Source organism: Petrocella atlantisensis, assembly GCF_900538275.1.
Classification (GTDB): Bacteria; Bacillota; Clostridia; order Lachnospirales; family Vallitaleaceae; genus Petrocella; species Petrocella atlantisensis.
Window position 1 is genome coordinate 2,634,900 of the sequence record NZ_LR130778.1, and the last position, 24,837, is coordinate 2,659,736.

Consider the following 24,837-nt stretch of genomic DNA (forward strand, 5'->3'; position numbering starts at 1 on the left):
GCGGTAATGGTATGGAAAAGTTTAATACGATTGAAGAAGCAATTGAAGATATAAAAGCAGGAAGAATGATTGTCGTTGTTGACGATGAAGATCGAGAAAATGAAGGCGACCTGCTTATGGCAGCAGAAAAAGTAACCACAGAGGCGATTAATTTTATGGCTATGTACGGTAGAGGTTTGATCTGTGCACCTATGACGGATGAAAGATTAAAAAGTCTTGAGATTCATGCTATGGTGAATAACAACACGGATCCTAAGGAGACGGCATTTACCGTCAGTGTGGATGCCATAACTTGTACCACAGGTATATCGGCTGCAGAACGCGCTATGACCATTCAGAAGCTTATAGATCCTGATGCAACATCCATAGACTTTAGTCGTCCTGGACATATATTTCCCTTGGTAGGAAAAGAAGGCGGTGTATTAAAACGCGTTGGACACACAGAAGCTGCTATTGATCTTCCTAAGCTTGCTGGGCTATATCCGGCCGGTGTCATCTGTGAAATCATGAATGATGATGGTTCCATGGCCAGAGTACCGGAGCTTATGAAATATGCAAAAAAACATAATCTTAAAATCATTACCATAGCGGATTTAGTGGCTTATCGTAAAGCCAATGAAACTTATGTGGAGTGTGTGACAGAAGCAGAACTACCAACGAAATACGGTAATTTTAGAATGTATGGTTATGTTAATAAACTTAATGGCGAACACCATGTGGCCTTAGTAAAAGGAAAAATATCACCAGAGGAACCTACACTGATTCGTGTTCATTCTGAGTGTTTGACTGGGGACGCCTTTGGTTCACTAAGATGTGATTGTGGTGAACAATATGCAAGAGCGATGCAAAAGATTGAAAAGAACGGAAGTGGCATCCTGCTCTATATGCGACAAGAAGGACGTGGTATAGGTCTGATTAATAAAATCAAAGCCTATGAACTTCAAGACCATGGGATGGATACAGTTCAAGCGAACATAGCCCTTGGTTTTCCGGATGACTTACGAGATTATGGTATTGGTGCTCAGATTTTAGCGGATTTGGGTGTTAAGAAAATAAGGCTCATGACGAACAATCCCAAGAAGATGTCCGGTATTTCAGGATATGGTCTAGAGATTGTGGAGCGTGTGCCCATACAAATGAATCACAATGAAAAAAATGTTGCGTATCTAAAAACTAAGAAACTAAAAATGGGACACATGTTAGATTTTAAGGAGGAAAAGTAAATGAATGTATATGAAGGACAATTGGTAGCAGAAGATCTGAAGTTTGCAATCGTAGTAGGAAGATTCAATGAGTTTATTGGTGGGAAATTATTATCCGGTGCTATAGACACTTTGGTCAGACATGGTGTTAAAGACGAAGATATTGATATTATTTGGGTGCCGGGTGCTTTTGAGATTCCATTAGCAGCGAAAAAGTTAGTGAAAAATGAAAGATATGATGGTGTCATCTGCCTTGGAGCAGTTATAAAAGGTTCTACACCTCATTTTGATTATGTTTCCAGTGAAGTTTCAAAAGGTATAGCCCATGTCTCTCTAGATTCTGAAGTTCCGGTTATTTTTGGTGTTTTAACAACTGACACTATTGAACAAGCAATCGAAAGAGCCGGAACCAAGGCGGGAAATAAGGGATCAGATGCAGCTATGACAGCTATTGAAATGGCAAATCTGTTAAAAAACATATAGGTACGCCTATGTTAGATAAAGCTAAAACCATCGTGTTGGATTATGATGGCACCCTGCATGATAGTATAAAAATATACGGACCTGCTTTTAGAAAAGCCTATAAATTCTTGGTAGATCAAAAACAAGTGCCACCAAGAATATGGGAAGATGAAGAGATTATTCAATGGCTCGGATTAAGCAGTAAAGAGATGTGGGAAGCCTTTATGCCGGATATGAATCCTAGTATAAGGGAACAAGCGGGGAAAATAATTGGAGAAGAAATGAATGATTTACTTCAGAATAAGAAAGCTGTGCTCTACGAGGGTGCTTTAGAGACTTTGGAGTACTTGAAAAACAGAGGATATAAGCTTGTTTTCTTAAGCAATTGCGGTAGATCCTATATGGAATATTCCAGAGACTTATTTGGTTTGGATCACTATTTTGATGAAATGCTATGTGCACAAGACTATGATTTTATACCGAAGTATGAGATTCTATCACAAGTGATGGTGCAGTTAGAAAGAGAAATCGTGGTTGTCGGTGATCGATATAAAGATATGGAAGCCGGCAAGCGAAACAATCTTCAGACCATTGGTTGTCAGTATGGGTATGCTCAAGGTGATGAATTATTAGAAGCAGATTATAAGATTAACCATATTAAAGAATTATGCAAACTTCTATAAGTTATTAGTCTAAATTAACTTCATTCAGAGGCACTAGCACAACGCACAAACGCGCTGTGCTAGTGCCTTTTCAATTCACTGACTAATTGTGTCACTCTCTGAAAGTGACAAATAAATATAAAAATAAATAGTTTATTGTTATAGAGGCGTGTATAATACAGGTATAATGTAGGCGAACTTTAGGTCTGAATTCAAAATGAGAGGTGCTAAAATGTTAACATCACGCATGAAGGAAGTCATATCTATTATACTTGAATCAGGTAACTATGTTACTGTGCAACAAATATCAGATCAGATTAATGTGAGTACCAGGACCATACTTAGAGAATTAAACGATGTACAGAACTGGATCGTGAAGCATGGTGGCGCCTTGGATAAGAAAAAGGGGAAAGGTATTTCTTTGATTGCGGATGAAACCGTGAAAAGTAAATTAGGTAAACTACTACAGGAAGAAGTAAGCGAAATCATCTATACCCCAATGGATCGACAGGTTATTCTTAGAGCTCAATTGCTACAATATAATGAACCTACTAAGCTTTATACTTTAACTCAGCTACTGGATGTAACCGAAAGCACCATTGGTAGTGACATTGCTCAGTTGGAGCCATGGTTCAATCAATACAACATTGAACTCATTCGAAAACCCGGACTTGGTATATTGATTGACGGGGATGAAAAAGCAAAAAGAAAGGCTATTGTTGCCTTGATTTATGAGCATTTTCATGTCATTGATTTAATTGATTTCATTAAAGAAAAAGAACATCAACCCTTAGATGTAAGGACTTTAAAAGAAAACATCAACCAATCCATTTATGAACTGTTACATCTTGATAGCATTAAGTACGCAAGAGCATTCTTGATGCGTTTGGAAGAGAATATGGGTTATCAATTTGCAGATAATGCTTACATAGCATTGATTATAAGATTTAGTATGACTTTAAAAAGGAAAGATTTCTGGAATCAACTCTACATCGATTCAAAAACCAGAGGGCAGATTGAAACCGATAAAATCTTTCATTTATTACAGAACTGGGTCAGTGAAAGTGAAAACAATCCCTTTAGAATTCTGCCCAAAGAAGAACTCATTTATTTAACCATGCACCTTAAAGGATCTAAGCTTCGACAAACCGGAGAATACAATAAGATTTCAATGATTGAAGATTTTAAAGTCATACAACTGGTAAAGGAGTTTATTCAAAAAGTTGAGACAGAAACAGGCATTTACTTGTCGGATAATGATAAACTTATTGTAGGCTTGGTTAAGCATCTTAGACCGTCCATTTACCGTATGAAAATGGATCTTGATATTATTAATCCTTTAGTCGAAGAGATTAAAAGTATGTATCCCAAGTTGTTTCAGACCATAGCAACTTGTGCTAAGGTGATTGAAGAGAAAGAGCACATCCAGATTCCGGAAGATGAAATTGCTTATTTGGCAACGCATATTGGTGCAGTCATCGAAAAGAATCATAGGGAAATTGTGAAAAAATATCAAGTTGTTGTGGCTTGCATGTATGGAATAGGCGCTTCCCAACTTTTGGTTTCAGAAATAGAACGTAATTTTTCCAATATTCACATTGTTAGGGTCGTAAGTGTCATTGATCAAGATGTGGAAGCAATGGATGAAGGTACCATAGACTTAGTAATCTCGACTGTTCCAACAGAAAGTCTTACCATACCTTGTGTCGTGGTGAATCCGGTCATAAAAGAAGAAGACATAAAGAAAATAAGAGAAGCTTTAAGAAGATATAAACCAAACACGACCCATAGACAAGTGAAAAATAAAATGGCACTAAAGGAAAAACTGATCGCATTAGAACAATACAGCCATATTATCATGAAAGTAATAGATAATTTTTCCTATGATAAACATGTATCCGTCAAAACCATGATAGATTTAATTCATTATATCAGTACATCTTTGTCCAGTAATCAGGAAGAAATTGCTGCACTGAGCAAGGCGTTCATAGAAAGAGAAGAAAAAGGTTCTACCATTCTCATGAAAAAAGGCATGCAATTACTCCATTGTCGGGCAGATATTGATAAAGGTGTGTGCTTGAAGGTTATTCGTTTGACGGATCCCATTATAATGGAACAGGCTTCAGGTTTTGTTCCTGTAGATACCATCATCGTAATGGTTGGGCCTGTTGTATTGAATCAGAAGATCCTTGAAGTCTTATCGGAAATCAGTCGTAATATTATAGCAGGTGGATTTGCGGATATTATAAAAGAAGGTCAAATAGAGGAAATAGAATTTGAACTCAATACCTTATTGGATAAATACTATCAATCCTTGGTTACAGGCATATAATAAGTGTTAATGCAAAGGACTATACAGAATTGTCACTATCTATGTGTGACATTTCTATATAGTCCCTTTTTTATGTCACTTGTCAGAATGCCAAAGCCACTTTTCTATTTCTTTATTTTTGGTTAGGTAGGGGTGTATACTCAGACCATGTTCATTGATCAATGCACAAACCAAAAAATCTTAGGAGGTAAATATGGAAAGCACAGAAAAAGGGAAATCAGGATCACGAGAAAGTTTACAGAAGTTCGGACGTTTTTTAAGTGGTATGGTTATGCCAAACATTGGTGCATTTATTGCATGGGGTCTAATTACAGCATTATTTATACCAACAGGATGGTTACCAAATGAAAACTTAGCGACTCTAGTTGGTCCGATGATTGTTTACTTATTACCATTACTCATCGGTTATACAGGTGGTAAAATGGTATATGGCACAAGGGGTGGTGTGCTAGGTGCCGTGGCAACCATGGGTGTTATTGTAGGAACAAGTATCCCAATGTTCATTGGTGGTATGATTATGGGACCTTTAGCCGGTTACCTTATGAAGAAGTTTGATGAATCGGTTGATGGAAAAGTACCAACAGGATTTGAAATGTTGGTTAACAACTTCTCAGCAGGTATCTTAGGAACAATATTAACATTACTAGCCTATGTAGGTATAGGACCGGTTGTTGAAGGTATTAGTAATACATTTGGAGCAGGTGTTGAAGCATTTGTAAACGCCGGTTTATTACCACTAGCATCTATATTCATAGAACCAGCCAAAATATTATTCCTTAACAACGCCATTAACCATGGTGTCTTAAGTCCACTTGGTATAGAACAAGCAGCAGAAACCGGAAAATCCATTTTCTTCTTGCTTGAGACCAATCCGGGACCTGGACTTGGTATCTTATTAGCATACTGGGTATTTTCAAAAGGTATGATTAAGCAATCTGCACCAGGCGCGATTATCATCCATTTCTTAGGTGGTATTCACGAAATCTACTTCCCATATATCTTGATGCAGCCTTCATTGTTACTTGCAGTAATAGCAGGTGGAGCATCCGGTGTATTCACATTCGTAATCACAGGTGCAGGCCTAGTCGCTGTTCCATCACCAGGAAGTATTTTTGCACTCTCAGCTATGGCACCTAGAGGTGGATTGATACCGGTACTTGCGGGTGTTGTTGTATCAACTGCTGTAACCTTCCTTGTGGCTGCTGTCCTTATTAAGAAAAAAGACACACAGGCAGAAGCAACTTTTGAAGTAGCCAAAGAGAAAATGGTAGATTTAAAAGGTAAAAAATCAAGCGTTGTAAAAACAAGCGTTAAAAAAATCATCGTAGCATGTGATGCCGGTATGGGATCAAGTGCCATGGGTGCTAGTAAATTGAAAAATAAACTTCAAAAAGCAGGATTATCCATCCAAGTAGCCAATGCATCTATTGATGCAATACCTGGCGATACAGATATCGTAATCACGCACAAATCTTTAACCCAAAGGGCTATGGGTGTGGCTCCGAATGCAGAGCATATATCCATTGAAGACTTTATCATGACAAATGTTTATGATGAATTGGTTGACAGATTAAAATAATAAATAAATAGAACAAAGTAAAAATCCATCATTAAGCAAACATCATATAGGCATAAAACAAGTGACATTCAAAGACATTATAGAAGAATGTCACTTGTCTATATTGCCATAGTCGTTTTTCTTAAGCTTTAACATGAGGTGTTGACTGTATTATAATAAAAACAACTTAAAGCAACAGTGAATAGAATCAGTGAACAGAAACAGTGAACAGATGATGTTAAAGAAAATACTAGGAGACCAGCTATGAAAAGTCAAGTATAAATTAGCTGGAAATTCTTTTTAATCGAATTCCTTAAAAAAGGGTAACTTTAATAAGACTCCCTATAAGGTAGTTTTCAAAATCAAATGATATTCGGGTTTTAATTAGTCGAGATTAAACTCGACTTCGTCAGTAAGCATCTTATAGATGACCCTGACAAGCTTACCGGCACAGTGACCTAAAGTGTTGTAGTGGTTTCGGCCTTCAGCTCTTTTAGTATCGTAATAAGCTTTAAATGTGTCGTTGTTACGAACAACATTGTTTGCAGCATTAATTAATGCATAACGTAAGGTTTTTGATCCTCGTTTTGACATACGTGTACGTTTGGCAACAAAGTTTCCAGACTGATAAACAGACGGATCTAACCCAGCATAAGCTAGAACTTTGCTAGCATTGGAGAAGCGTTTAATGTTACCAATTTCACCAAGAATCATTCCACCATTGACAAATCCAATGCCTGGAATGGTCATGATAAGTGAATCAAGTGAAAGCATAATTGATTGCATTTCCGATTCAACAGTTTTAACTGGCTATCTAATAACTCGATTTGCTCGATAGCATGAGTTATTTGAATAGATAAAGACCTGTCGCTGGATCCGACAGACTCCCTTGCAAGAACTCTTAATGCTTTAGCATGTTCTTTCTTGAAGTGGCCGTGGGAGGCTTTTAAAAGAAGAGCTGAAAGATGAGTCATATGCATGGAGGCAATAGCATCCGGAGTAGGAGCTTCTTTAAGAAGCTGATAACAGGCTTTCTGATGCAAACCTGATTTGAAGAAGTATTGGAGTTCAGGGAAAACCTGATCCATATAAGAAGTTAGCTGAATTTTCAACCTAGTACGGTTTTTAACCAGCTTCTGACGGAAACGTCCAAGATTCTTCAAATGCATAAGATCAATGTCTTCTACAGTGAGGAAACGATGATCATGCATCATAAGGGTTTTAGCGATAACAAAGGTATCAACTTTATCAGTCTTAGTCTTGCGAATGTTATTTTTTCGCATAGATGAAGTCTGAAGTGGGTTGATGAGACAAACCTTAAAGTGTCTAGATACAAGAAATTCAATAAGGTTGTTGCCATAGTGAGCTGTTGATTCAAGACCAATGATGAGGTCACTCTTTTAAAGGAACTAATTGAAGAGAGCAACAAATGGAAGCCATCACTGTCATTCGTAAATTTGAACGGCTCGAGAAGTACTTCACCATCAGAAGATATGGCTGCGGCGAAGTGGTTAAGTTTGGCGATATCAATGCCAAGATAGATCATGAGATTAAATCTCCTTTCGAATTATTGATACCATGACGTCCACCAGCGATTATCATTGTAGACTTGAATGAGATAAGTACTCTATACAAAATGTATGGCACATCCAGCTAATAAACAATTCAGATAAAGGTAGCGGCAATACACTCCTGTTAAGTAGTCTGTGCTACAGAAAAAAATCAAAGGTACCACAGTATCTGAATGTATTATAGTCACGAATAAAAAAGAAAGGAAAGTGTGATATTTACTTCTATAAATATCATACAAGGTTAAAAATGAAAACAATAACAAATGAAAATGCTAACGCTCAGAATTTACAGAAGTTCGGACGTTTTTTAAGTGGTATGGTTATGCCAAACATTGGTGCATTTATTGCATGGGGTCTAATTACAGCATTATTTATACCAACAGGATGGTTACCAAATGAAAACTTAGCGACTCTAGTTGGTCCGATGATTGTTTACTTATTACCATTACTCATCGGTTATACAGGTGGTAAAATGGTATATGGCACAAGGGGTGGTGTGCTAGGTGCCGTGGCAACCATGGGTGTTATTGTAGGAACAAGTATCCCAATGTTCATTGGTGGTATGATTATGGGACCTTTAGCCGGTTACCTTATGAAGAAGTTTGATGAATCGGTTGATGGAAAAGTACCAACAGGATTTGAAATGTTGGTTAACAACTTCTCAGCAGGTATCTTAGGAACAATATTAACATTACTAGCCTATGTAGGTATAGGACCGGTTGTTGAAGGTATTAGTAATACATTTGGAGCAGGTGTTGAAGCATTTGTAAACGCCGGTTTATTACCACTAGCATCTATATTCATAGAACCAGCCAAAATATTATTCCTTAACAACGCCATTAACCATGGTGTCTTAAGTCCACTTGGTATAGAACAAGCAGCAGAAACCGGAAAATCCATTTTCTTCTTGCTTGAGACCAATCCGGGACCTGGACTTGGTATCTTATTAGCATACTGGGTATTTTCAAAAGGTATGATTAAGCAATCTGCACCAGGCGCGATTATCATCCATTTCTTAGGTGGTATTCACGAAATCTACTTCCCATATATCTTGATGCAGCCTTCATTGTTACTTGCAGTAATAGCAGGTGGAGCATCCGGTGTATTCACATTCGTAATCACAGGTGCAGGCCTAGTCGCTGTTCCATCACCAGGAAGTATTTTTGCACTCTCAGCTATGGCACCTAGAGGTGGATTGATACCGGTACTTGCGGGTGTTGTTGTATCAGCAGGTGTTTCCTTCTTGGTCAGTGCAGTCCTTATTAATAAAAAAGGTGAGCAAGAAGATGCTTTGACAAAAGCAAAAGAAAATGTTAGTCAAATGAAAAATAGCAGTAAAACACAGATCATCAATAAGATTGAAGAAGATTTGGACTTATCACAAGTAAAAACCATTGCAGTTGCATGTGATGCCGGTATGGGATCAAGTGCTATGGGTGCTAGTAAACTCAAAGCAGCGTTAAAAGAAGCCAAGGTCAATATAAAAGTTATTAACTGTTCTATTGATCAGCTAGATAATCAAAGTGATTTTGTCATCACCCACGAAAAGCTGACAAAGCGCGCACAAAGTGTTGTCCCTGGTGCTATTCATATATCCATATCAGACTTTATTAATACAGATATATACGATCGCTTGGCAGAAAGATTTGCAGTACTTCAGCCATCATCTGAAGAACCTACGGAAAGTGAAGATGTGTATCAACCATTGAAAAAGCAAAATATTCGTATAGGTCTTCCTTCAAGATCAAAAGAAGAAGCTATCCGAATGGCAGGACAGATTCTCTTCGAAGGCGGTTATGTTGAAGAAGGTTACATTGACGCTATGGTTCAACGTGATAGTGAACTCTCAACATACATTGGAAATGGCACAGCAATACCTCATGGTGTTAGCGATGCTAAGAAAAAAATCATTAAGACAGGTATCAGCATACTTCAATTTCCGGAAGGCGTTGATTTTAGCGGCAATACAGTATATTTAGTCGTTGGGATTGCAGGTGTAGGTAATGAACATCTTATGATTCTATCTAATCTTGCAGAGATCGTTGAAGATGAAGAGAAAATTAAGCAACTCAGTCAAACCACAGATATAGATTATATATACAAGCAATTTACCAATTAGGTTTGACCTTCAAACCAAGTTCGTGATTGGTAATCTGACAATAAAAGTGAGGTAGTCCATGATTTATACAGTAACTTTAAATCCTGCCATTGATAAAACCTTGAAAATTGATGATTTCAAAGTAGATCAGGTTAATCGTGTAAAAGATTATAGAGAAGATGCAGGTGGCAAAGGTATTAATGTAACGAAGATGATACACAAATTAAAAGGTGATAGTATAGCGGTCATGATTACCGGCGGCGATATTGGCCATCGGTTGACCAGCTTACTAGATGATGAAAACATTAGCTATAAAGCCATCAAGACACCTGGACAAACCCGTATCAATATAAAGGTAGTGGATCACAACAACCATACTTTTACAGATATTAATGAAAAAGGGCCGATTGTAGATAGCAAAACACTTGAGACACTCGATGCCTATCTCATTAATCATTTATCAGAAAAGGATATTTTGGTTTTGGCGGGCAGTTTACCACAAGGTGTTCCTAAGGATATCTATAAACATTGGTGTGAACTTGGCAAGGAAAAAGGTGCTAAAGTCATTCTAGATGCAGATCGTGATGTACTTGAGTTGGGCATCAAAGGTTTACCTTGGATCATAAAACCGAATCAAAATGAGTTAGAAATGTATTTTGGAAAGAAGTTTGATAATGACCAAGATATGATCTTAAAAGCTCACGAATTGGTAGATATGGGCATCTATGCTGTGGTCATTTCACAAGGTGAAAAAGGTTGTCTCGTGGTTTGTAAGGATGGAACAGCTAAGATTGATGCTCTAAAGCTAAAGGTTGTCAGTACAGTAGGTGCTGGTGATTCCATGGTAGCGGGTATTGCTTTTGGCATAGACGAGGTCATGAAAAACAATGAAACATTGGATTTTGCAAGATTTATGGACATCATGAGACTTGGTGTTGCATCCAGTAGTGCATCTATTGAAGAAGAAGGCACCCATATGGGCAGTTTAACAAGAGTCAATGAGCTGTACCAAGAGATTACTGTTAATATAATGGAAAACATGACGAAATAGGAGTGATTGAATGAAAACAGAAGCGGTTAGATTATATGATGTCAACACATTAAAACTAGAAACATTTGAGTTACCGGCTATTAAAAAAGACGAGATTTTAGTAAAAGTCGTTACGGACAGTGTATGTATGTCCACATACAAAGCCGTAATACAAGGCAGTAAGCACAAACGTGTTCCTGAGAATATCGCAACAAACCCTACAATCATGGGTCATGAATTCTCAGGCGTCATTGTAGAAGTAGGGGAAGAATGGCAAGATCAGTTTACACCCGGAGAAAAATTTGCCATACAACCGGCCTTAAATTATAAAGGCAGCCCTTATGCACCCGGATATTCTTTTGAATTTTTTGGCGGTTCAGCGACCTATTGCATTATTCCAAGAGAAGTCATGGAACTTGGCTTTCTTCTAAAATATGAAGGAGAAGCTTTTTACGAAGCATCTTTATCAGAACCGATGTCATGTGTCATTGGTGGCTTCCATGCCAACTACCACACAAAGACAGGTGAGTACAAGCATTATATGGGCATCGTAGAAAACGGTAAAATGGCCTTACTAGCCGGTGCCGGTCCTATGGGTCTTGGTGCTATTGATTATGCGCTACATTGTGACAGAAAGCCCTCTTTATTGGTTGTAACAGATATTGATGACACCAGACTGGACCGTGCAAGATCTCTTTTCACACAAGAAGAAGCAGAAAAACAAGGTGTACAGCTACATTTTATTAATACCATGAAAGAAGCAGATTCTGTAAAGACCCTAATGGACCTAAGTGGTGGTGAGGGCTATGATGATGTATTTGTTTATGCACCTGTAAGACCTGTTATCGAAGAAGGCGATAAAATACTTGGTAAAGATGGTTGTATGAACTTTTTTGCCGGACCTTCAGACACAACTTTTAACGCAAACATCAACTTTTACAATGTGCATTATACACCAACCCATATCATGGGATCAACAGGCGGTAATGCGGATGACATGATTGAATCTTTGGATATGTCATCTAAGAAGTTAATTAATCCCGCTGTCATGCTAACGCATATTGGTGGTATCAATTGTGTTATTGATACGATACTGGATTTACCTAACATTCCAGGAGGCAAGAAGATGATTTATAACGAAATCGATATGCCTCTTACAGCCATAGATGATTTTGAAAAGCTCGGTGAAAATGATCCATTCTTTAAAGGTTTAGCAGAATGTGTTAAGAAGTACAATGGCTTATGGAATGCTGAAGCTGAAAAATACTTATTAGAGAACGGGAAAAGGAGAGATTAAGATGGTTAAGAAAGATTTTGTATTAGAAGCAGAAGAAGGATTACACGCTAGACCGGCAAGTATGCTGGCGAAAGTCGCTATGAAATATACCTGTGACATTAAACTCATGAAATCCGGTAAATCCGACAAAGTATTTCAACCTAAAAGTATTTTATCATTAATGAGTGTGGGTGCTGCAAAAGGTGAACGACTGACTTTTGTAGCAGAAGGCGATGATGAAGTGCAAGCAATGGAAAGTATTTCACAACTGTTCACGTCTAATTTCCAAGGGTAGGTGGTGGTATGCATACCATCAAAGGCATACCCATTGCCAAAGGTATTGCCCATGGTCCTGTTCGAGTGATACATGATACTTCTATGGAAGCCGTAGAGCGTCTGGATTGCAATGCCGATGATGAAATTCAGATATTTCATGATGCACGTATAAAGGCTATCGGCGAGATAGAAGCCATTCGGCTCAATACCAAGAAGAATATTGGTGAGCAGGAAAGTAAGATATTTGAAGCACACCAAAGCATATTAGAAGATCCGGAACTAATAGGTCAAGTAGAAGCCTATATTTTGGAAAAAGCTTGTTGTGCTGAATGGGCTTTGACGGTTGTTGGGAATAGAATTCGCGCAATTTTTGAAGCTATGGACAACGCTTATATGAAGGAAAGAGCCATTGATATTAAGGATATTACCTGTCGCGTTGTCAATCTTATCATGGGACATTATAGTGATGTGGGACCCATTGATGAACCTTATGTGTTGGTTGCCCACGATTTGACACCATCACAAACATCCACTCTTGAGACCAAATATGTTAAAGGTATCATAACGGAAGTAGGTGGAAAAACAGCCCATTCAGCAATTATTGCAACATTACTCAAGATTCCTTACGTGGTCGTAGAAAAAGGAACTGCTTTGTTAAAAGATGGGGATGAGGTTGTTTTTGACGGTCGAGAAGGCAGTGTCATCGTAGGTCCGGATCAGAATTGTCTAGATGCCTATCATGAGAAAGAAAGGCTACTGCTTTTAGAAGAAGAAAAGTATGCCAGTCTGAGAGGCAAGGCATGTAAAACCCAAGATCATATAGAAGTAGAACTGATTGCAAATATCAGTCAGATCAAAGATCTTGATTTTATAATCAAAAGTGATGCTAGGAGTGTTGGTCTCTTTAGAACCGAATTCATTTTCATGGATCAAGACCGGTTGCCAACAGAGGACGAGCAATATGAGATTTACAAAAAAATAACCACAGCCATGTCCCAGGGGTATGTTACCATTCGTACCTTGGATATAGGTGGTGATAAAGAAAGCCCACTGTTTGATATACCAAAGGAAGATAATCCGTTTCTAGGTTATCGTGGCATTCGTTTATGTCTTGAAGAAGTCGAGATTTTCAAGACGCAGCTTAGAGCTATCCTTAGAGCCAGTGTCCATGGCAAAATCAAAATCATGTTTCCAATGATTGCCAGTCTTACGGAAATTAGACAAGCAAAAAGTATTTTGGAGACTTGTAAGCAAGCATTAGATCTTGAAGGAAAAACCTATGACAAAGCTATTGAAGTGGGTATCATGATAGAAACCCCCGCTGCTGTTGTTATGGCCGATGTGTTTGCGAAAGAAGTGGACTTTTTCTCTATCGGAACCAACGATTTGATTCAATACACCATGGCTGTGGATCGTTCCAACTTGAAAATATCAGCCTTATATTCCCAATATGATCCTGCCGTACTAAGAAACATGAAAATTATAGCAGAAGCAGCAAACAAGGAAAATATTTCAGTCAGCATATGCGGTGAAGCCGCTGCAGATATAAAGCTACTACCTTACTGGTTAGGTATTGGCATTCATAAGCTGAGTATGTCAGTAGCCCTTATTCCGGAGGTTAAGTGGACCATTTCCCAGATGACATCCACTCAAGGAATAGAGGTTGTAGAAGCCCTTAGCAAAGCAGGCGATGTGCGAGAAGTCTTAAAAGGCTTAGATTTGACTGCTTTGTAATGTAACACATCATCCTCCCTATACAAAAAAGAAGGCAGCCACCAAGTCCATAATACTTGGTGGCTGTCTTCTTCTATTAAAAGCGTAGGTGTTTGTGTATGCTAGGGTGTTTCTAAAGGAAGTCTACTTGGTTTAGATTTATCAAAGACGTATAAGCCGACAAAAATTAGCATCATTAAGGTTGCAACAATAATCGCGCTCATACCTGCTAGGACACCAAACCCATCAGCAAGAGCCCCGGTAATAATGGGCATGATGATAGCACCACTACCCCCAATCATTAAGAGGACACCCATGGACATAGGATAGGTTTTGATGATACCACCAAGCGTTGATACCGTGGTGGGATAGATACCTGCCATAGAAAAGCCAAGACCCATAATCGCAAAAGTAATGGTGGTAACATTTCTTGTTGAGAGTAATAATAAGTAAAACATAACGGTACCTGCACTTAAAACGGTTAATGTAATTTTTTTGGGAATGCGTTCGCCAATAAAAGCGGTGGTCAACCTTCCGGCTAAAATAACGACCCATAATAATGATGCAAGCATCTGTGCGTACTGTATGGACATAATACCTGAATCGATAAAGTACTTAACCATCCACCCATTGATTGTGGCTTCGCAACAGAGGTAGAAGAAAAGAATACCGGCACCAATTTGAAATTTTCGATCTTTGATAAAAATATAAGACTTATCCGTTTTTTGCTTGATTCTTACAGATTCATCCATATCCATTCTAGAAAACAGAATCATAGATATGATGGCTAAGACGATGATGACAATAGCAGATAACTTCCATCCAAAGTCACCGGTAAGCTTGGTTGAGAATATAACAAGGAAGGGTGCCAGCAATGCACCAATGGCAAAAATACTATGTAATACATTTAAAGCTGCGGAACTGCTGTTTGAGATTTCATTGACCATGGTATTGTTGAAATTAGATATACTACCTCGACTTAGACCGGTAAATAGAAAACCTAAGATTAAAAGGACTGGATTACCGGTTAGAATCATGATTAAGAAGCCCATGACGACAAAGGCACACATAAAAATGACAGCTTTTTTCCTACCTAAATATAGGGGGAGAACGCCAGCAATAAAGCCGGCAATAAGATTGCCGACTTGATGGGCAGATATGAGGCCACCACTTAATGTGTTGTTGAGATTGTAGGCACTACTAATGAGTGGTAACAAAGAACCAAGAATCATACCATACAAGCCATTAACTGCAAAGACAAAAAAACAGCAGAGTAATATATATTTGTTACGTGCATCCAGTTGTGAATAAAACGACGGTTTAGCCATAAGTGATTCCTCCGATAGTGATGTATTTCTATTTTTTAAAATGTTATACATGAATGTGCCAATACTAATTACCTTGTATCTTCATAGTTTTGACATCGTAACCAATTATAACATAAAACAAAAGTCAAATATGAATAAGAAAAAAGTAATGTCAAAAAATGCACACTTTGTCAAAAAATGCTTATTGTTTAGTAGAGGCATGGGTTATAGGATGAAGTGATGAATAAAATAGTGCAAGGTTGTTTCTAAGAGGGGTAGGATTGACCATACCATAGATAGAAAGTATAATATGAATAAAGGTGAATGAAGACATCTTACCTGAAAGGACGAAAACTTATGAAGAGATTAAAAGACTTTTGGCTACACTTGTCGATAAAAATAAAACTGATATTTTACTTTTTTATTGTAATAGCCATAATAAGTCTTTTTAATTTATATCTGAACAATAACAATTACAGGATTGTAGATCAGTTTGATGCCACGATGACCAACTACTACAGCATTAATAGTCTACTGGTTATAACAAGTGAAAATAAAGGCTTGGTAGCAAGCTATTTAAGAGAGCTTGAACTTGAAGATCGAAATACCTATGAGCAAAAAAAAATGGAACTCATGGCTAAAATCGATGAGCTTGAAGAGTCGTTAACCTCAACGGATGCTTATTTTATCATTATTGCCATTCGTAATGCTTCCGAAGCAATGTATGAGAATTGGGATCAGGCGATAGAGGAAAGAGAGCAAAACGTACCTACGTATTTTAATGCCTTCTATGAAGGAGAACGGATTGAAATCTATGTCCAATCCTATGTAGAAGATCTTCTGTACTTGAGCTTAAGGGAAGGTAACGCATTGTATAATAAGTTGGCAAATGAGGCCAAGGTTATGCGACAGATTTCTATTTTTCTAATTGCCATAAGTGCATTATTTACGATGTTCATCGGTTTGTTTTTTGTTAATTCTTTTATAAACCCAATTAAGAATCTTGCAAGCAATTCGATGCGTATTGCTTCAGGGGATCTTAATGTCGAACCTATCGCCATTGTTTCAAAAGATGAAGTAGGTATTCTTGCGGATTCCTTTAATACGATGAGCCATAATATTCGTCGATATGTAAACGACTTAAAAGAAAAAGTCGTTATTGAAAAACGTCTTCATGAAGAAGAACTTGAAGTGGTTCATATGGAACAACTGCTAAGAGAATCTCAATTTGAGGCACTACAATCTCAGATTAACCCACACTTCTTATTTAACACATTAAATACCATATCTAGAACGGCCATGTTTGAAGAAGCGGAAGATACCACGAAACTCATTCAGGCCTTATCCAATCTTTTCCGATACAAACTGAAGAATCAGTCCTCTGTCATACACCTTCAAGAAGAATTATGGATAACTGAAGAGTATATTTATCTGCAAAAATTTAGATTCAAGGAACGTCTGACTTATCAAATCATTGCAGATCAAGGGACTAAATCCGTGAGTGTTCCTATATTTATGCTACAACCCATTATTGAAAATACCATTATTCATGGTATTGAGCCAAAAGTTGAAGGTGGTAAGATACGCATTAAGATTAAAAGTCGAGAAATAGATGGTAAGGAATGGATTACTTTACGTATTACGGATACAGGCATTGGCATGACGCCTAGACGTTTAAAGGAAGTACTTAGTTTTACAGAAATGAAACACCATAGTATCGGTATTAGCAATGTCTATCACCGTTTCATGATTATGTACCAACATAAAGGATCCTTTAAAATGATGAGCAAAAAAGGTGCTGGCACCTGCGTTGAATTCAAATTTGAAAGGAATGATTTGGATGGAAAAATATAAGATTTTAATCGTCGATGATGAGTCTATAGAAAGAGATGCTATTAAATTTATTTTGAGTAAGGCATTAAATGTAGAACTTGAGTTCTTTGAAGCGGCCAATGGACAAGAAGCCATATCAAGTGCAGCTTTGAATAGTCCTAATATTATCATGATGGATATTCAGATGCCGGGTCTTAATGGTATTGAAGCCACCAAAGTTCTAAAAAAAATATTAGTAAACAGTAAAATAATCTTTTTGACAGCTTATGATCAGTTTGACTATGCCCATGAAGCCATTAAGCTTGGAGTAGAAGATTTTATTGTAAAACCTGCGACCAATGAACGTCTTATTGAGGTGGTTAATAAAAGTATTGCGTCCATACAACATGAAAAAGAGCAGGCTAAAACGAAGGAAATGATGGCATCCAAATTGGAGCAAGTTTCTAAATATCTGGAAAATGAATTTTTATCATCGGTCATCAATGGGGATATCGAAGATGATCAAGGAAAAGAATATCTGGACTTTAACGGTATAAGCTTTAAGTGGGGGATGGGCGTGGTTGTAAGTGCGAAAGCGGATGAGACCATTGTTTCCTCAGGGCTAAGGCTTCAGGTCATGCGCCGACGTTTACTAGATGCTATAGATTCTAGGATTAGTAAGATTGTAAGCTCAAAATATTCTGTCATTATAAAAGATCATATATACTTATTGATATTAGGTGAAAGTCAAAATGAATTGCTTCAAATTCAGGAAAAAATAAGAAGAATTCTTAATGAAGTTAATGGTTTATTCGCAGCAGAGCATCAACTTTATTCAGATTTTGGCATTGGTGATATATGCAAAAGATTGGATTGTCTTTGGAAGTCTTTTTCTACAGCAAAAGGGAACTGCAATAAGCGTATACCTATGAAAGACGCTAGAAATGAACAGGACCTTCAAGCATTGGTAAAAAGTCTAAAAGATAAAGATGAGGTTGCTTTTGATAAATACATCGACCTGGTATTTGATGATATAGCATCAGGATCAGAGAATCTGGAGATGATTCAGATAAAGCTTTACGAACACTTTGTATTAATAAGGGAGCGGGTTTCTGATAATATTTACGCGTCGGATCTCTATACCTATGATTTGTTTAATCAAACGATGAAAGTCGGTAATTATCACGAGGCAAAGTGCCTCCTTAGAGATTTTTGTAACCAATATATGGAAAAATTGGACCAGCAAAAGGCAGATAAGACATCTATTATATTGGACAAACTTATTGTGTATATTAACCTTCATTATGCAGAAAACATTACCTTAGACCAGCTCTCGTCCATTTGTGACTTAAGTCCTAGTTATATTAGTAAGGTGTTTAAAAAGCATTTGGACACGAATTTCATTGATTACGTCAGTTCGGTTAGAACTATGGTTGCAAAGAGACTCCTTAAGAACTCTTTATTGTCCATTAAAGAAATCGGCTATGAGATTGGTTATGTAGATTCTAATTATTTTACAAGGGTTTTTAAAAAATATGAGGGGATGACCCCTTCAGAGTATCGTAATAAGTGGTATAACGGCGACATACTTGAAAAGGAAGGTGATGTTATTGAAGAAGAACTATAGAGCTTGGATTGGGATGGTTTGTATGGTCATTCTTCTTTCAGGATGTAATGGTGAAACAACAACCGTTGTTAAACAGCCGGAAGTCACTTATTTTAGATTGGCTGAAATCCATCCATCCGATCACCCGACGACAAAAGCGGATAGAGAATTTGCCCGCTTAGTTGAAGAACGTACGGAAGGTCGCATTATCATTAAAGTATATGATTCTGAACAACTGGGACCTGAGAAGGCGGTTTTGGAGCAGGTACAATTTGGTGCCATAGATTTTACACGACTCAGTATGGGGCAAGTGGCGGAGATTTCACCTCAATTAAACGTACTGCAGCTACCATACATCTATCGGGACAGTGATCACATGTGGCAGGTGCTAAATAGTGATATAGGCGATTTTTTCTTGGATAGTATAGAAGATAAAGGACTCATCGGACTGGCTTGGTATGATGCCGGTGCTCGAAGTTTTTACAACAGTGTCAGAGAGATTAAGACATTATCGGATTTAGAAGGATTAAAGTTTCGAGTGATGGAAAGTCAACTCATGGTCGAGATGGCAAGGGCGCTGGGTGCTTCCGTAATCCCTATGGCTTATGGGGAGGTTTATAGCTCTATACAGACAGGTGTCATTGATGGTGCTGAAAATAATTTTCCCAGCTATGAGACCTCACTCCATTATGAAGTTGCAAAGTACTTTACCATAGATGAACATGTACGTGTTCCAGAAATGTTAATTGCCAGTAATAAGATTTTGGACCGTATATCAGAAGAAGATTTAGCAATCATTATGGCATGTGCCGAAGAATCTGAAATCTATCAAAGAGATAAATGGCGGATAGAAGAAAAGGAATCAGAACAAAAGCTTAGAGATTTAGGCATTATCATCACAGAGATTGAAGATCGACAAGCATTTGTTGAAGCCGTTCGTCCTCTATATGATCGATATGCTAACGACTATCTGGAGATGGTTGAACGTATTCAGAACATGGAGAGCTTGGAGTAGAGAATAAGATAATGCTACTATGACAAGATAGTCATGGCACAGATGATAACCATTCTTAGTAAGTTCTAATGACGCAAGATATTGATGATAATAACAAGATTATGAATTGTTGTAAGTTATGATCCCTTGTATGATGTACATGTAGTCGAAACATAATCCAACAAATTTCAAGGGGGTAACACCAATGATTAAGAAGTTACTAGGTATTATATTTATTGTAGCCATGATGGCGGCACTTGCTGTCGGATGTGCTAAAACAGAGACACCTGCTGAAACACCAGCAGAAACTGAGACAACTACTGAAACAGCAGAAACACCTGAAGAAGAACCTGCTCCAGTTGAAGCGGTTGTATTGAAGCTAGCAGAAACACATCCAGCAGATTATCCTACAACATTAGGTGATTATGAGTTTGCGCGTTTGGTTGAAGAAAAAACAGAAGGCCGTGTTAAGATTGAAGTATTCCCAGCGGCTCAACTTGGTGAAGAAAAAGACGTTATTGAACAAGTACAGATTGGTGCGATTGATTTAACCAGAACAAGTATTGCGCCACTTACAGAATTTGCACCTTCTCTTAACGTATTACAATTACCATATATTTATCGTGATGCAGACCATATGTGGAACGTACTCAACAGTGAAATCGGCGAAAATTTCTTAAAGAGTGTTGAATCAGCAAACTTCGTAGGCCTTGGTTGGTTTGATCCAGGTCAAAGAAACTTCTACAACTCTCAAAAAGAAATTACTTCCTTAGCAGATTTAAAAGGACTTAAATTTAGAGTTATGCAAAGTGAACTTATGATGGACATGGTAGCAGCACTTGGTGCATCTCCAACACCACTTCCATATGGTGAAGTTTACAGTGCGATTCAAACAGGTATTATTGACGGCGCTGAAAACAACTGGCCAAGTTATGACACTTCTTCACACTTTGAAGTGGCAAAATATTACACCATTGACGGTCATGTAAGAGTTCCTGAGATTATCATCGCAAGTAGTATTGCAATGCAAAAAATATCAGCAGAAGACCTTGCAATCATGAAAGAAGCTGCCAAAGAAGCTCAAGCATTCCAAATTGAAAAATGGGAAGCAAAAGAAGTCGAGTCAAGAAAAAAAGTTGAAGAAGCAGGCAGTATCATTACTGAGTTAACACCAGAAGCTAAAGCAGAATTTGCAGCAGCAATGGAACCTGTATATCAAAAATATGCAGCTGAGTACACAGATCTTATTAAGCAAGTTCAAGAAGTACAATAGTCAAATTGTGCCATATTAACCATATTATAGTTAGAAGGCCGGATGGAAATCCGGCTTTCTATAATAAAACAGTACAACAGACATGAATCGTGTTGATGAACAGCACTGCATCTTAATATCTTTTTGCAACAAATGAAAGGAGTAATACCCATGAATCAGATAAAAAAAATTGTTGATCAACTGCATAAAATTATGGTTGTCTTAGGACAAATCATGTTGGTACTGATTACAATCCTAACCTGTATTCAAGTTTTTTCTAGATATGTTCTTGATTTTAGTTTGAGGTGGTCCGAAGAAGTACCATTGATTATGATGGTGTGGTTTGGCTTTATCGCTTTGGCACTAGGCGTTAAGAAAAAGCTTCATATTAGTATTGAATTGTTTTTCAGAATGTTTCCAGAACCTGTTCAAAAAGTTGTACTTAAATTTGTTGATTTATGTATCTTAACCTTTGGCGTCATCATGGTGGTCTACGGATGGCAGCTGGCGATGGTTATGATGGCTTCTACGATGCCGGCGACTAAAATGCCCACAGGTTATCTATATATTATCGTTCCAATATCAGGTGTATTCGTTGTTTTTGACAGTCTTATGGAGTTACTGGGCTTGATTGAAAATGAAGAAGAGGCCCAAGATGATGAAGTTATTGAATCCCTAAAAAGTTTATCGTTAGGAGGTAAGAACTAATGCCAGTTGCTAGTACAGCGATCGCTATATTGTTAATCTCATTTTTTGTTCTTTTAATACTGAAAGTACCTGTAACCTTTTCATTAGCCCTATCTTCTGTTCTTACAGCTTTATATTATCAAGTACCACTGATGACCATTGTGTTAAAAATGGTAAAAGGTATTGAGTCCAGTTCCCTCATGGCTATTCCTTTTTTCATAGTAGCAGGTGAAATTATGGGTGCCGGGGGCATATCCAGGCGACTTATTGAACTGGCCAATGTTATGGTTGGCCGCGTTAGAGGTGGTATGGCACAAGTTAATATCCTAGCCAGCATGTTTTTTGGTGGGATATCCGGTTCAGCCGTTGCCGATGTATCTTCAATAGGTGCCATATTGATTCCTATGATGAAAGACAATGGCTATGATGATGACTACTCCGTTGCTGTTACTGTAACAAGCTCTTGTCAAGGGGTTATCATTCCTCCAAGTCATAATATGATTATATATTCTCTTGCTGCGGGTGGCGGTGTATCCGTTGGTCGTTTGTTCCTTGGTGGTATGGTGCCGGGTGTTATTCTTGGGGTTGGTCTTATGATTCTAAGTTATTTCATTGCTGTAAAAAGAGGCTATCCAAAAGGCGATAAAATTCCTTTTAAAGAAAAAGTAAAGATATCTATGAATGCATTCTTTGGTCTGATGACCGCTGTTATCATTATGGGTGGTGTACTATCGGGTGTATTTACAGCTACAGAATCAGCAGCGGTAGCATGCTTATATGCTTTTGTTATTACATTTTTTGTCTACAGAGAAATTCCGCTAAAACGTATGGGTGGTATTTTATACAGTGCCTTAAAAACCCTTGCTCTGGTACTAAGTCTAATAGCAGCAGCCAAAGCCTTTGGACATATGTTGGCTTTGCTCCAAGTTCCGGCTCTTGCAACCAATGCCTTATTAACAATAACTCAAAACAAGACTCTATTATTATTGCTTATACTAGTGCTCATTCTTTTACTTGGTTGTATTATGGACATGGCACCACTAATTTTGATTCTAACACCGATTCTTTTACCGGTTGTCACCAGTTTGGGTATGGATCCGGTCCAGTTTGGTGTCGTATTAATACTGGCACTGGCTATCGGATTATGTACGCCGCCTGTAGGTAGCGCCCTCTTTGTTGGTTGCGCCATCGGTAAAGTATCCATAGAGAAAATGACCAAATCCTTACTGCCATTCTATGGGGTAATGGTTATTGTATTACTACTTATAACATTTATACCAGGTATTGTTATGTTCGTACCAAACCTGTTTCTATAAACAAACTAAAAAGCTTCAAATTAAGATGAAAAGGTGAAAAGATGATTGTAAGAGAACCTTCAAATTCAAAAGATGCAAAGCATTATACAACGGATCGACTTAGAGACGAGTTTTTAGTTCAAGACTTATTTAATCTTGGAGAAATCCAACGTGTATACAGCCATATTGACAGAATCATCACCATGGGCTTTTGCCCGGATGAACAAAGTCAAAAACTAGATGAAAACATGGATGTTATGAAATCCTTGGGCGTCAATTATTTTCTTGAAAGCAGAGAACTGGGTGTCATTAATATAGGTGGACCCGGTACCATTACTGTAGACGGTACCGTACATGCCATGAAGTCTCAAGACGGCCTGTATGTAGGAAAAGGCAACAAAGAAGTCATATTTGCAAGTGATGACGTAAACAATCCAAGTAAATATTATGCCTTAAGTGCACCGGCACATATGCACTATGAGACGGTCCACATTGACATCACAAAAGCCAAACAAGTACCAATGGGTGATGCAGAGTCCGCTAATAAGAGAGTTATATTCCAATTCTTACATCCGGAAGTATTGCAAACCTGTCAACTCAGCATGGGCCTCACAAAGATGGCACCGGGCAGTGTATGGAATACTATGCCCTGTCATAGCCATGAAAGACGTATGGAAGTTTACTTCTATTTTGACTTACCACAAGATAGCATCGTCCTTCATTTAATGGGAGAGCCAACAGAAACCAGACACATCGTCCTTAGGAATGAAGAAGCCGTCATAGCACCCAGTTGGTCCATCCACTCCGGTTGTGGCACATCAGCCTACAGCTTCATATGGGGTATGGTAGGCGAAAACAAGACATTTACAGATATGGATCATATAGCTATGAAAGATCTAAGATAGGAGCGTCCAGATGATATTAGAAAACTTTAGTTTAGAAGGCAAAGTAGCAATTGTATCCGGCAGCAGTCAAGGACTCGGTCAAGGCATGGCTATGGCCCTTGCAGAAGCCGGCGCAGACATCGTTGGTGTGGATTATAGCGCAGGTAGCGAGACGAAGCAGTTAGTTGAAGACCTAGGTCGCAAGTTCCATCACATACAAGCAGACTTGATGAAGATTGACAAATTAGAAGCCATCGTAGCAGAAGCTGTAGAAGTATTTGGTCATGTGGATGTACTGGTCAACAATGCAGGTACGATACGACGTGAAGACGCCATTAATTTCAGCGAAAAAGACTGGGATGATGTTATGAACCTCAACATAAAGACCGTATTCTTCTTCAGTCAAGCCGTAGCAAGACAGTTTATGAAACAAGAAACAGGTGGGAAAATCATCAACATCGCCTCTATGTTATCTTTCCAAGGTGGTATCCGTGTACCTTCCTATACAGCATCCAAAAGTGGTGTCATGGGTGTAACACGGTTAATGGCCAATGAGTGGGCCAAAGACAATATCAATGTCAATGCCATTGCACCTGGATATATGGCAACAGCCAATACAGAAGCACTACGTGCAGATGCAGACCGAAATGCAGCGATACTAGGGAGAATCCCTGCGAACCGTTGGGGACTACCATCCGATCTAAAAGGTCCGATTGTTTTCTTAGCATCTGAAGCATCCTCTTACGTGAATGGTTATACCATTGCTGTTGATGGTGGATGGTTGGCACGATAGTAGATAAACTTCATGGTCGGTGTTGGT

Annotated in this window: 21 protein-coding genes and 1 pseudogene; 19 read left to right on the forward strand and 3 right to left on the reverse strand. The window is 38.2% G+C overall.

Annotated features, from left to right (window positions below):
• Positions 1 to 11: 11 nt before the first annotated feature.
• The 5 genes from PATL70BA_RS12125 (at position 12) to PATL70BA_RS12145 (ending at position 6,237) form a co-directional block, all read left to right on the forward strand.
• Positions 12 to 1,223: a bifunctional 3,4-dihydroxy-2-butanone-4-phosphate synthase/GTP cyclohydrolase II gene (locus PATL70BA_RS12125; protein WP_125137606.1), complete on the forward strand. Its 1,212-nt coding sequence runs from the start codon at positions 12 to 14 to the stop codon at positions 1,221 to 1,223.
• Complete coding sequence (gene ribH / locus PATL70BA_RS12130) at positions 1,224 to 1,685, forward strand: 6,7-dimethyl-8-ribityllumazine synthase (RefSeq protein WP_125137607.1); 462 nt, start codon at positions 1,224 to 1,226, stop codon at positions 1,683 to 1,685. It abuts the gene before it with no gap.
• A gap of 8 nt (positions 1,686 to 1,693) precedes the next feature.
• Entirely contained in the window at positions 1,694 to 2,347 is a 654-nt protein-coding gene (locus tag PATL70BA_RS12135; protein ID WP_125137608.1) for an HAD family hydrolase, read from the forward strand.
• A 211-nt stretch (positions 2,348 to 2,558) separates the two neighbouring features.
• Positions 2,559 to 4,658, forward strand: a complete 2,100-nt coding sequence (locus PATL70BA_RS12140) for a BglG family transcription antiterminator (protein ID WP_172596232.1) — start codon at positions 2,559 to 2,561, stop codon at positions 4,656 to 4,658.
• Positions 4,659 to 4,851: 193 nt separating this feature from the next.
• Positions 4,852 to 6,237, forward strand: coding sequence for a PTS mannitol transporter subunit IICB (locus tag PATL70BA_RS12145; protein ID WP_125137610.1), 1,386 nt, complete (start codon positions 4,852 to 4,854; stop codon positions 6,235 to 6,237).
• 363 nt (positions 6,238 to 6,600) lie between these two features.
• Here PATL70BA_RS12145 and PATL70BA_RS17145 read toward each other — a convergent pair whose 3' ends face one another.
• On the reverse strand, positions 6,601 to 6,990 hold the full coding sequence (locus PATL70BA_RS17145) for a transposase (protein ID WP_408634455.1): 390 nt from the start codon (positions 6,988 to 6,990) through the stop codon (positions 6,601 to 6,603).
• Positions 6,963 to 7,711, reverse strand: a pseudogene (locus PATL70BA_RS12150) (IS110 family transposase). The gene PATL70BA_RS17145 and the pseudogene PATL70BA_RS12150 overlap by 28 nt, the downstream one beginning before the upstream one ends.
• On the opposite strand from PATL70BA_RS12150, the gene PATL70BA_RS16650 reads away from it, so the two are divergent.
• From PATL70BA_RS16650 to ptsP, 6 genes are all read left to right on the forward strand, one after another.
• The gene (locus PATL70BA_RS16650) at positions 7,646 to 7,798 is read left to right on the forward strand and encodes a hypothetical protein (RefSeq protein ID WP_243116024.1); all 153 of its coding nucleotides are present in this window, start codon (positions 7,646 to 7,648) and stop codon (positions 7,796 to 7,798) included. The pseudogene PATL70BA_RS12150 and the gene PATL70BA_RS16650 sit on opposite strands and share 66 nt — an antisense overlap.
• A gap of 236 nt (positions 7,799 to 8,034) precedes the next feature.
• A complete protein-coding gene (locus tag PATL70BA_RS12155; RefSeq protein WP_125137611.1) occupies positions 8,035 to 9,906 on the forward strand; it encodes a PTS mannitol transporter subunit IICBA in 1,872 nt (623 codons plus the stop codon).
• A gap of 58 nt (positions 9,907 to 9,964) precedes the next feature.
• Positions 9,965 to 10,936 carry a 1-phosphofructokinase gene (gene pfkB / locus PATL70BA_RS12160; RefSeq protein ID WP_125137612.1) on the forward strand — a complete coding sequence of 324 codons (972 nt, stop codon included), beginning with the start codon at positions 9,965 to 9,967 and terminating at the stop codon, positions 10,934 to 10,936.
• A 10-nt stretch (positions 10,937 to 10,946) separates the two neighbouring features.
• Positions 10,947 to 12,212, forward strand: a complete 1,266-nt coding sequence (locus PATL70BA_RS12165; protein ID WP_125137613.1) for a zinc-binding dehydrogenase — start codon at positions 10,947 to 10,949, stop codon at positions 12,210 to 12,212.
• 1 nt (position 12,213) lies between these two features.
• On the forward strand, positions 12,214 to 12,486 hold the full coding sequence (locus tag PATL70BA_RS12170) for an HPr family phosphocarrier protein (RefSeq protein WP_125137614.1): 273 nt from the start codon (positions 12,214 to 12,216) through the stop codon (positions 12,484 to 12,486).
• An 8-nt stretch (positions 12,487 to 12,494) separates the two neighbouring features.
• A complete protein-coding gene (gene ptsP / locus PATL70BA_RS12175; protein WP_125137615.1) occupies positions 12,495 to 14,201 on the forward strand; it encodes a phosphoenolpyruvate--protein phosphotransferase in 1,707 nt (568 codons plus the stop codon).
• Positions 14,202 to 14,302: 101 nt separating this feature from the next.
• Here ptsP and PATL70BA_RS12180 read toward each other — a convergent pair whose 3' ends face one another.
• On the reverse strand, positions 14,303 to 15,508 hold the full coding sequence (locus PATL70BA_RS12180; RefSeq protein ID WP_172596233.1) for an MFS transporter: 1,206 nt from the start codon (positions 15,506 to 15,508) through the stop codon (positions 14,303 to 14,305).
• Positions 15,509 to 15,844: 336 nt separating this feature from the next.
• Between PATL70BA_RS12180 and PATL70BA_RS12185 the strand changes: the two genes are divergently transcribed.
• The 8 genes from PATL70BA_RS12185 to kduD all read left to right on the forward strand — a co-directional run bounded on the left by PATL70BA_RS12185 (position 15,845) and on the right by kduD (position 24,810).
• On the forward strand, positions 15,845 to 17,341 hold the full coding sequence (locus PATL70BA_RS12185; RefSeq protein ID WP_172596234.1) for a sensor histidine kinase: 1,497 nt from the start codon (positions 15,845 to 15,847) through the stop codon (positions 17,339 to 17,341).
• Positions 17,328 to 18,926 (forward strand): response regulator, encoded by a 1,599-nt coding sequence (locus PATL70BA_RS12190; RefSeq protein ID WP_172596235.1) that lies wholly within the window; start codon positions 17,328 to 17,330, stop codon positions 18,924 to 18,926. Before PATL70BA_RS12185 ends, PATL70BA_RS12190 begins: the two co-directional genes overlap by 14 nt.
• On the forward strand, positions 18,910 to 19,920 hold the full coding sequence (locus tag PATL70BA_RS12195; protein WP_197715763.1) for a TRAP transporter substrate-binding protein: 1,011 nt from the start codon (positions 18,910 to 18,912) through the stop codon (positions 19,918 to 19,920). Before PATL70BA_RS12190 ends, PATL70BA_RS12195 begins: the two co-directional genes overlap by 17 nt.
• A 184-nt stretch (positions 19,921 to 20,104) precedes the next feature.
• A complete protein-coding gene (locus tag PATL70BA_RS12200; RefSeq protein ID WP_125137620.1) occupies positions 20,105 to 21,172 on the forward strand; it encodes a TRAP transporter substrate-binding protein in 1,068 nt (355 codons plus the stop codon).
• 150 nt (positions 21,173 to 21,322) lie between these two features.
• On the forward strand, positions 21,323 to 21,859 hold the full coding sequence (locus tag PATL70BA_RS12205; RefSeq protein WP_172596236.1) for a TRAP transporter small permease: 537 nt from the start codon (positions 21,323 to 21,325) through the stop codon (positions 21,857 to 21,859).
• Positions 21,859 to 23,154: a TRAP transporter large permease gene (locus PATL70BA_RS12210; protein ID WP_125137622.1), complete on the forward strand. Its 1,296-nt coding sequence runs from the start codon at positions 21,859 to 21,861 to the stop codon at positions 23,152 to 23,154. The genes PATL70BA_RS12205 and PATL70BA_RS12210 overlap by 1 nt, the downstream gene beginning before the upstream one ends.
• A 41-nt stretch (positions 23,155 to 23,195) precedes the next feature.
• Positions 23,196 to 24,038 carry a 5-dehydro-4-deoxy-D-glucuronate isomerase gene (kduI, locus tag PATL70BA_RS12215; RefSeq protein WP_125137623.1) on the forward strand — a complete coding sequence of 281 codons (843 nt, stop codon included), beginning with the start codon at positions 23,196 to 23,198 and terminating at the stop codon, positions 24,036 to 24,038.
• 10 nt (positions 24,039 to 24,048) lie between these two features.
• Entirely contained in the window at positions 24,049 to 24,810 is a 762-nt protein-coding gene (gene kduD / locus PATL70BA_RS12220; protein ID WP_125137624.1) for a 2-dehydro-3-deoxy-D-gluconate 5-dehydrogenase KduD, read from the forward strand.
• Positions 24,811 to 24,837 lie beyond the last annotated feature (27 nt).

Bases quoted from the DNA above. Each gene is read 5' to 3' on its own strand.
- PATL70BA_RS12205 (WP_172596236.1), top strand. From the start codon at position 21,323: ATGAATCAGATAAAAAAAATTGTTGATCAACTGCATAAAATTATGGTT.
- PATL70BA_RS12185 (WP_172596234.1), top strand. From the start codon at position 15,845: ATGAAGAGATTAAAAGACTTTTGGCTACACTTGTCGATAAAAATAAAA.
- PATL70BA_RS16650 (WP_243116024.1), top strand. From the start codon at position 7,646: ATGGAAGCCATCACTGTCATTCGTAAATTTGAACGGCTCGAGAAGTAC.
- PATL70BA_RS12165 (WP_125137613.1), top strand. From the start codon at position 10,947: ATGAAAACAGAAGCGGTTAGATTATATGATGTCAACACATTAAAACTA.
- kduD (WP_125137624.1), top strand. From the start codon at position 24,049: ATGATATTAGAAAACTTTAGTTTAGAAGGCAAAGTAGCAATTGTATCC.
- PATL70BA_RS17145 (WP_408634455.1), bottom strand. From the start codon at position 6,990: ATGCTTTCACTTGATTCACTTATCATGACCATTCCAGGCATTGGATTT.
- PATL70BA_RS12180 (WP_172596233.1), bottom strand. From the start codon at position 15,508: ATGGCTAAACCGTCGTTTTATTCACAACTGGATGCACGTAACAAATAT.
- PATL70BA_RS12190 (WP_172596235.1), top strand. From the start codon at position 17,328: ATGGAAAAATATAAGATTTTAATCGTCGATGATGAGTCTATAGAAAGA.
- pfkB (WP_125137612.1), top strand. From the start codon at position 9,965: ATGATTTATACAGTAACTTTAAATCCTGCCATTGATAAAACCTTGAAA.
- PATL70BA_RS12135 (WP_125137608.1), top strand. From the start codon at position 1,694: ATGTTAGATAAAGCTAAAACCATCGTGTTGGATTATGATGGCACCCTG.
- PATL70BA_RS12145 (WP_125137610.1), top strand. From the start codon at position 4,852: ATGGAAAGCACAGAAAAAGGGAAATCAGGATCACGAGAAAGTTTACAG.
- ptsP (WP_125137615.1), top strand. From the start codon at position 12,495: ATGCATACCATCAAAGGCATACCCATTGCCAAAGGTATTGCCCATGGT.
- PATL70BA_RS12170 (WP_125137614.1), top strand. From the start codon at position 12,214: ATGGTTAAGAAAGATTTTGTATTAGAAGCAGAAGAAGGATTACACGCT.
- ribH (WP_125137607.1), top strand. From the start codon at position 1,224: ATGAATGTATATGAAGGACAATTGGTAGCAGAAGATCTGAAGTTTGCA.
- PATL70BA_RS12200 (WP_125137620.1), top strand. From the start codon at position 20,105: ATGATTAAGAAGTTACTAGGTATTATATTTATTGTAGCCATGATGGCG.
- PATL70BA_RS12140 (WP_172596232.1), top strand. From the start codon at position 2,559: ATGTTAACATCACGCATGAAGGAAGTCATATCTATTATACTTGAATCA.
- PATL70BA_RS12210 (WP_125137622.1), top strand. From the start codon at position 21,859: ATGCCAGTTGCTAGTACAGCGATCGCTATATTGTTAATCTCATTTTTT.
- kduI (WP_125137623.1), top strand. From the start codon at position 23,196: ATGATTGTAAGAGAACCTTCAAATTCAAAAGATGCAAAGCATTATACA.
- PATL70BA_RS12155 (WP_125137611.1), top strand. From the start codon at position 8,035: ATGAAAACAATAACAAATGAAAATGCTAACGCTCAGAATTTACAGAAG.
- PATL70BA_RS12125 (WP_125137606.1), top strand. From the start codon at position 12: ATGGAAAAGTTTAATACGATTGAAGAAGCAATTGAAGATATAAAAGCA.